The sequence below is a fragment of the Bifidobacterium catulorum genome (genome assembly GCF_003129925.1).
Lineage (GTDB): Bacteria > Actinomycetota > Actinomycetes > Actinomycetales > Bifidobacteriaceae > Galliscardovia > Galliscardovia catulorum.
In genome coordinates, this window is sequence record NZ_QFFN01000059.1 from 1 (window position 1) to 7,383 (window position 7,383).

General features: G+C 64.2%; 6 protein-coding genes. All 6 read left to right on the forward strand.

Annotation, left to right across the window (positions count from 1 at the left end; genetic code table 11):
• Positions 1-431: 431 nt before the first annotated feature.
• Positions 432-722 carry an Asp-tRNA(Asn)/Glu-tRNA(Gln) amidotransferase subunit GatC gene (gene gatC / locus DF200_RS10255; RefSeq protein WP_109138179.1) on the forward strand — a complete coding sequence of 97 codons (291 nt, stop codon included), beginning with the start codon at positions 432-434 and terminating at the stop codon, positions 720-722.
• A gap of 19 nt (positions 723-741) precedes the next feature.
• On the forward strand, positions 742-2,277 hold the full coding sequence (gene gatA, locus DF200_RS10260) for an Asp-tRNA(Asn)/Glu-tRNA(Gln) amidotransferase subunit GatA (RefSeq protein WP_109138174.1): 1,536 nt from the start codon (positions 742-744) through the stop codon (positions 2,275-2,277).
• A 29-nt stretch (positions 2,278-2,306) separates the two neighbouring features.
• Entirely contained in the window at positions 2,307-3,806 is a 1,500-nt protein-coding gene (gatB, locus tag DF200_RS10265; protein ID WP_109138175.1) for an Asp-tRNA(Asn)/Glu-tRNA(Gln) amidotransferase subunit GatB, read from the forward strand.
• A gap of 437 nt (positions 3,807-4,243) precedes the next feature.
• Positions 4,244-5,287 carry a GNAT family N-acetyltransferase gene (locus tag DF200_RS10270; RefSeq protein ID WP_109138176.1) on the forward strand — a complete coding sequence of 348 codons (1,044 nt, stop codon included), beginning with the start codon at positions 4,244-4,246 and terminating at the stop codon, positions 5,285-5,287.
• The gene (locus DF200_RS10275; RefSeq protein ID WP_109138177.1) at positions 5,284-5,595 is read left to right on the forward strand and encodes a DUF2469 domain-containing protein; all 312 of its coding nucleotides are present in this window, start codon (positions 5,284-5,286) and stop codon (positions 5,593-5,595) included. Before DF200_RS10270 ends, DF200_RS10275 begins: the two co-directional genes overlap by 4 nt.
• Positions 5,596-6,264: 669 nt before the next feature.
• The coding region (locus tag DF200_RS10280) for an FAD-dependent oxidoreductase (RefSeq protein WP_109138178.1) at positions 6,265-7,383 on the forward strand (1,119 nt) is incomplete at its 3' end.

The window sequence follows — 7,383 nt, forward strand, 5'->3', positions numbered from 1 at the left end:
GAGCCTGTCGGGTGGTGCTGTTGCCGGCTGCTTCATCCCTCCGCTCCTTCAAGTTGGGGAGTCGGGTGGGTGGGTTGTTTTGGAGGCCGGCTGCTTTCGGGTCGGGAGTCTGGTGCTGGCTCCAATCGGCTCCCCAGGGGAGCCTGTCGGGTGGTACTGTTGTCGATTGCTTCATCCAATCGGCTCCCCTCAAGGTTGAGGGGAGCTGGCGGCGTAAGCCGACTGAGGGGAGTTGCAGACCATCTCGCCGATCGAGAGGAGTGTTCCAACGACAAACGGGAATCGTGGACGTGGCTTGGTCCCTGTTTGTTGTGGTTTGGCGGCAAACGGGAATCGTGGACGTGACTCGGTTCCCATACGTTGCGACGATGCGACGGAACGGAACGAAAGACGTCCTCCGCTCGTCACACTTGCGCTTTATAGTGGGCACTATGCCTACATTCACACGTGAACAGATCGAGCATTTGGGCGATTTGGCCCGAATCGCCCTGACCGACGACGAGATCACCCGACTCCAGGGCGAACTGAACGTCATCGCAGACTCCATCAACGAAGTGCAGAAAGTCGCCGGCGACGACGTCGAGCCCACCGCCAACCCCGTGCCGCTGGAAGCCTACCTGCGTCCGGACGTCGCCGAGACGCCGCTCACCCAGGCCGAGGCGCTCGCCGGTGGCCCCAAGACCGAGGCCGGCATGTTCGTCGCCCCGCGCATCCAGGAATAAGAGGGGGATTCGCACCATAATGACTGACGCAAACGAACTGGTGAAGCTCTCCGCCGCCGACATGGCCGCGAAGATCCGCAACAAGGAAGTCTCCAGCCGCGAACTGACCGAAGCGCATCTGGCCGTCATCGAAAAGGCCGAGCCGAGCATCGATGCCTTCCTCAAGGTGGCCGCCGACTCCGCGCTCGCCGAGGCCGACGCCTTCGACGCCAAGAACGCCAAGGGCGAGACCGAGGGCCTGCCCGAACTGGCCGGCGTGCCGATCGCCATCAAGGACATGATCGTCACCAAGGGCATCGAGACCACCGCCGCCTCGAAGATCCTCGAAGGCTGGGTGCCGCCGTACGACGCCACCGTGATCGAGAAGATCAAGGCCGCCGGCATGCCGATCCTCGGCAAGACCAACCTCGACGAGTTCGCGCAGGGCTCCTCCACCGAGCACTCCGCCTTCAAGACCACCAAGAACCCGTGGAACACCGAGCACGTGCCCGGCGGCTCCGGCGGCGGTTCCGCCTCCGCGGTCGGCGCGTTCGAGGCCCCGATCGCCCTCGGCACCGACACCGGCGGCTCCATCCGCCAACCCGGCGCCTTCACCGGCACCGTCGGCGTGAAGCCCACCTACGGCGGCGTGAGCCGTTTCGGCGCCATCGCCATGGCCTCCTCCCTCGACCAGATCGGCCCGGTCTCCCGCACCGTGCTCGACGCCGCGCTGCTGCACGAGGTCATCGGCGGCCACGACCGCCGCGACTCCACCTCCATTCCGCGTGAGGTGCCGCCTGTGGTGGCGGCCGCCCGCGAAGGCCTGAAGATGGATCTCAAGGGCGTGAAGGTCGGTCTCATCAAGGAGCTCGGCGGCGAAGGCTTCCAGCCCGACGTCGAGGCCCGCTTCAACGAGGCCGTGGCCGTGCTCAAGGGCATGGGCGCCGAGGTCGTGGAGATCTCCTGCCCGCACTTCCCGGCCGCGCTCGGCGCCTACTACATCATCATGCCGTCCGAGGTCAGCTCCAACCTGGCCCGCTACGACGGCATGCGCTACGGTCTGCGTGTGATGCCGCCGGCCGACGTGCCGCAGACCGCCGCCAACATGATGGCCTACACGCGTGAGGCCGGCTTCGGCGACGAGGTCAAGCGCCGCATCATCCTCGGCACCTACGCTCTCTCCGCCGGCTACTACGACGCCTGGTACGGCAGCGCCCAGAAGGTGCGCACGCTCATCATCGAGGACTTCCGCAAGGCCTTCGAGCAGGTGGACGTGCTCGTCTCCCCGACGGCCCCGACCACCGCGTTCAAGTTCGGCGAGAAGACCGCCGACCCGCTGACCATGTACCTCGGCGACGTGGCCACCATCCCCGCCAACATGGGCGGCGTGCCGGCCATGAGCATCCCCGCCGGCCTGAGCGACGAAGGCCTGCCCGTCGGCTTCCAGTTCTTCGCTCCGCAGATGCAGGACGAGAAGATGTACAAGCCGGCCGCGGCCCTCGAAGCCGCGCTGGAAGGCAAGTGGGGCGGTCCCGTGTGGAACAGCCTCAAGACCCCGTGGCTGGATGAGGCCTGAGGACGGATTAGGAGCTTTAGGAGCAGACAATGGCAGATAAACTCATGAAATTCTCCGAGGCCGTCAAGAAGTACGACCCCGTCATCGGCCTCGAAACCCACGTGGAGCTCAGCACGAACACCAAGCTGTTCTGCCCCGCGCACGTGGAGTTCGGCGGCGAGCCGAACACCCAGCTCACCCCGGTGAGCCTCGGCCTGCCGGGCAGCCTGCCCGTGGTCAACAAGGCCGCCGTGGACTACGCCATCAAGCTGGGCCTCGCCCTGCACTGCGAGATCAACGAGTGGAGCCAGTTCGCCCGCAAGAACTACTTCTACCCGGACATGCCGCGCGACTACCAGATCTCCCAGTACGACAAGCCGACCAACGGCAACGGCTACCTCGACGTCGAACTCGACGACGGCACCGTCTTCCGCGTGCCGATCGAACGCGCCCACATCGAGGACGACGCCGGCAAGAACACCCACATCGGCGGTGCCGACGGCCGCATCGAAGGCGCCGACCACTCCCTCGTGGACTACAACCGCGCCGGCGTGCCGCTCATCGAGATCGTGACCAAGCCGATCGAAGGCGTGGGCGAACGCGCCGCCGAGATCGCCGGAGCCTACATGCGCACCCTGCGCGACATCGTGCGCGCCCTGAACATCAGCCACGCCCGCATGGAGCAGGGCAACATGCGCGCCGACGTCAACGTCTCGCTGCGTCCCAGCCCCGACGACCCGTTCGGCACCCGTTCCGAAACCAAGAACGTCAACTCGTTCCGCGGCATCGAAAAGACCATCACCTACGAGATTCGTCGCCAGGCCGCCCGACTCGACGACGGCAAGGAGATCCTGCAGGAGACCCGCCACTGGGACGAGTCCACGCAGACCACCGCCGGCGGCCGACTCAAGACCGACGCCGACGACTACCGCTACTTCCCCGACCCCGACCTCGTGATGCTGCACATCACCAAGGAGCACATCGACGAGATGAAGGCCCAGATGCCGGAGATGCCGCGCGAGCGTCGCAACCGTCTCAAGGCCGAATGGGGTCTGACCGACCTGCAGATGCGCGACATCATCAACGCCGACGCCCTCGACCTCATCGAGGAGACGGTGAAGGCCGGCGCCAAGGCCGCCGGGGCGCGCAAGTGGTGGCTCGGCGAAATCGCCCGCGCCGCCAACGCCAAGGAGGTCAGCCTTGAGGAGATGCCGATCACCCCGGCCGACGTGGCCGAGGTCGAGAAGCTGATCGCCGCCGGCAAGCTCAACGACAAGCTCGCCAAGAAGACCGTCGCCGGCGTGCTCGCCGGAGAGGGCAGCCCGGCCGAGGTCGTCAAGAAGCACGGCTACCAGGTGGTCGAAGACACCGGCGCCATCGAAAAGGCCGTCGACGATGCGCTCGCCGCCAACCCCGACGTGGCCGAGAAGCTCAAGAGCGGCAACATGAAGCCGATGGGCGTTATCATCGGCGCCGTGATGAAGGCGACGCGCGGCCAGGCCGACGCCAAGGCCGTCACCAAGATCGTCATGAGCAAGGTGAAGGGCTGATACGACCCTCGGGTGGGTCGCCCCCTCAGTCGGCTTTGCCGACAGCTCCCCACATCAGTGGGGGAGCCGGTCGGTTGGGTTGTTTCACCCGTTTGTCCCCGGTGTCGAGGGGAGCTGGTTGGTCGGGGCGTTCCTTTCATTCGGCTCCCCTCGGGATCGAGGGGAGCTGGCCGCCGTAGGCGGTCTGAGGGGAGTCGCCGGGCTGAACTGCCTCCCGGATGACTCATCCGCCGATGAGCTCGACGGCATCCGGGAGTCCCGCCTCTGCCGTCACGGCCCGTGGGAGGGCTCACACCCCCTCAACCTGAGAATCAGCTGTGAAATCAGCGCGCCCCGCTACCATGAACCGGATTCCCCGTGTATCCTATACGCGGGGAATCTGTCATAGTAGACAGACGACAGCAGGACGACAACAGCCGATCGATAGAAAGTGACCCATGTCAGCAGATGAAGTGAACAGCGTCGAACAGGGTACGCAGGCCACTGAGTCGCGTACACTCCCAAGCAGCCTCGTCATTCCGGGAATCAAGGGCGAGATGGTGCAGCTGCGCCCCGCCACGCTCGACGATCTTCCGCTCATGGACGAACTGCAGGCGTATCATAACGCTTCAAGCATCACAGGCAAGGACGCGCAGGCCGAACGCGCCCTCGTCCACACGTGGGTCAGCCGCTCCGTCGCATGGGAACGCGGCCTGTCGCCGGAGGAGTCCGGCGTGGGCGATCCCGAATCCCGCCGTACCATCGCATGGTCCGTCCTCGCCGATTCCAATCCCGACGATGACGACGTCGACGACCGCACCAAGGTCATCGGCATGATCTTCCTCATCGACATCGACAGCTGGGCGAAATCCGCCCGCATCCAGGTCATGCTCGGCCGCGACTACCGTGGCCGCGGCTACTCGCGAGACGCCATGCCGCGCGTCATGACCTACGGCTTCGCCCCCGAACCCGCCGGCCTCGGGCTTCACCGCATCTGGGTGGCCGTGCCCGAGAAGAACACGCGCTCGCTGTCCGTATACCAGTCGCTGGGCTTCATCAAGGAGGGCACGTCGCGCCACGCATTGTGGGACGATGCCAACCAGCGTTACCAGGACCAGATCGTGTTCGGCACGCTCGTCGACGAATACGATCCGATCCGTTCGCTCGACGTGTTCGGCATGCATCTGATCGAGGACAATCCGGGCGTCAAGGAGGCCTTGGCCGCGCGCGAGCATTCCTTAGCCATGGAGGTCAACGACTCCCGCAGCAAACGCGAGGCGCGCGAAGCCGCCAATGATAGACTGTCCAACGACCTCGCCAGCCTGATCGGCGGCGATTCGGCCGAGGAGAAGGCCGCGGCGTCGAAGACGTCGACGAAGAACGACGGCCGGGGATACAACTGGCCTAATTCCAACAACGGTGACGAAGACCGCAACGCCAAGCGCTCCGAACGCGCATGGTGGCGCAATCTCGTCAACCGTTCACGAGGAGGAAACGAATGAGCGCTGAGGATCTCGACAACTACGAGACCGACGCGGAACTGGCGCTGTACAAGGAATATCGCGACGTCATCAAACTGTTCACCTACGTCGTCGAGACGGAACGGCGTTTCTATCTGGCGAACAAGGTCGATTTCAACGTGCGATCCGCCGGTCAGGACGTCTATTTCGACGTGCAGCTGACCGACGCGTGGGTATGGGACGTGTATCGTCCCAGTCGTTTCGTCACCAATGTCCGCATCGTCACATTCAAGGATGTGAACGTCGAGGAGGTTCAGAAGACTGACATCGACATCCCCGACGACATCTGACGGGGGGCTTGTGCTGGGAAGGTCGTTAGGTGCGGCGCGCGCGATTACGTCGGGCGCGTGGCGGAGGCTGTGTGGAGCTCCCCTCAGTCAGGCTGATGCCTGACAGCTCCCCTCCGTTGGGAGGGGAGCCTTGTGCTGTGGTGGTCCGTCCAACCGGCTCCCCTCAAGGTTGAGGGGAGCTGTCGGCGTAAGCCGGCTGAGGGGAGTTGGTGGTGTTGGCTGTGTCGGTGTCCTCCCTTCAGTGGGCTTCGCTGGCGGCTCTCCTCAGGGAGGGGAGTCGATTGGTGGGAGGTCGTTAGGTGCGGCGCGCGCGATTGCGTCGGGCGTGCGGCGGAGGCTGTGTGGGGCTCCCCTCAGTCAGGCTGATGCCTGACAGCTCCCCTCCGTTGGGAGGGGAGCCTTTTGCTGTGATGGTCCGTCCAATTGGCTCCCCTCAGGGTTTGAGGGGAGCTGTCGCGTGTAGCGCGACTGAGGGGAGCCGATTGGTGGGAGGCCGTGTCTCGTTGTTTCCTCGCACCACGTCATCTATCGCCATGTTGAATTCTGCGAAAAGAATGTGTATGCACATCCGCGCTGTGCGATGGCCTCCCATACCCTGTACTAGAGTGGTCACGATTTAGTTTGTGATCTATGCATGATCGTTCAATCTGCATCTGTGAGGAGTACGACGTGGCAGAAAAGAAGTCGGTCGTTATCATCGGCGGCGGTCCCGCAGGACTGACCGCCGCATGGGAGCTGGTGAAGGATGGCGGCGCCGAGAACTACGACGTCACTGTGCTGGAGGCCACCCGCGAATTCGGCGGCATCTCCCGTACCGTCAAATACAACGGCAACCGAATGGACATCGGCGGTCATCGATTCTTCTCCAAAGACGACCGCATCATGGACTGGTGGAAGGAGACGCTGCCGCTGCAGGGCGCACCCTCCTACGACGACAAGAAGCTCGGCCGCCACCACGACCTCGAACCCGGCGGACCCGACCCCGAAAAAACCGACCACGTGATGCTCAAACGCCATCGCGTTTCCCGCATCTTCTGGAACCACCGCTTCTTCGACTACCCGATCTCGCTGACCCCCAACACCCTCAAGGCCATGGGCTTCAAGCTCACCATGGTCGCCGGCTTCAGCTACCTCAAATCCATCTTCCACAAGCTGCCTGAAACCAACCTCGAAAACTTCTACATCAACCGTTTCGGCCGCAAGCTCTACTCCATGTTCTTCGAAGGCTACACCGAGAAGCTCTGGGGACGCCACCCCTCCGAGATCTCCGCCGACTGGGGCGCCCAGCGCGTCAAGGGCCTCAGCATCCTCGGCGTCCTCAAGAACGCCTTCGCCAAGCTCGCCCCCAAGAAGCGTGACTCCAAGAACGTCGAAACCTCCCTCATCGAGGAATTCTGGTACCCCAAGCTCGGCCCCGGACAGCTGTGGGAGACCGTCGAACACAACTGCGTCGAACACGGCGCCAACGTCATCACCGACGCCAAGGTCGTCGAAGTGCGTCAGGACGCCGGCCGCATCGCCGCCGTCGTATACGAGGACTCGCATGGCAACCGCACCGAACTCGCCGCCGACGAATTCATCTCGTCCATGCCCATCAAGGACCTCATCGCCGCAGTCGACGCCTCCGACAAGCCCGCCCCCAAGGACATGACCGCCATCGCCACCGGCCTGCCCTACCGCGACTTCGTCACCGTCGGCCTCCTGTGCAAGCGCCTTCGCATCCGCAACACCACCGACATCCCCACCCTCGGCAACCCGCCCATCGTCCCCGACTGCTGGATCTACGTG

What these genes read in the sequence shown, in the direction of transcription:
- DF200_RS10270 (WP_109138176.1), top strand. Translation starts at nt 4,244, where the DNA reads ATGTCAGCAGATGAAGTGAACAGCGTCGAACAGGGTACGCAGGCCACT.
- gatB (WP_109138175.1), top strand. Translation starts at nt 2,307, where the DNA reads ATGGCAGATAAACTCATGAAATTCTCCGAGGCCGTCAAGAAGTACGAC.
- gatC (WP_109138179.1), top strand. Translation starts at nt 432, where the DNA reads ATGCCTACATTCACACGTGAACAGATCGAGCATTTGGGCGATTTGGCC.
- DF200_RS10275 (WP_109138177.1), top strand. Translation starts at nt 5,284, where the DNA reads ATGAGCGCTGAGGATCTCGACAACTACGAGACCGACGCGGAACTGGCG.
- gatA (WP_109138174.1), top strand. Translation starts at nt 742, where the DNA reads ATGACTGACGCAAACGAACTGGTGAAGCTCTCCGCCGCCGACATGGCC.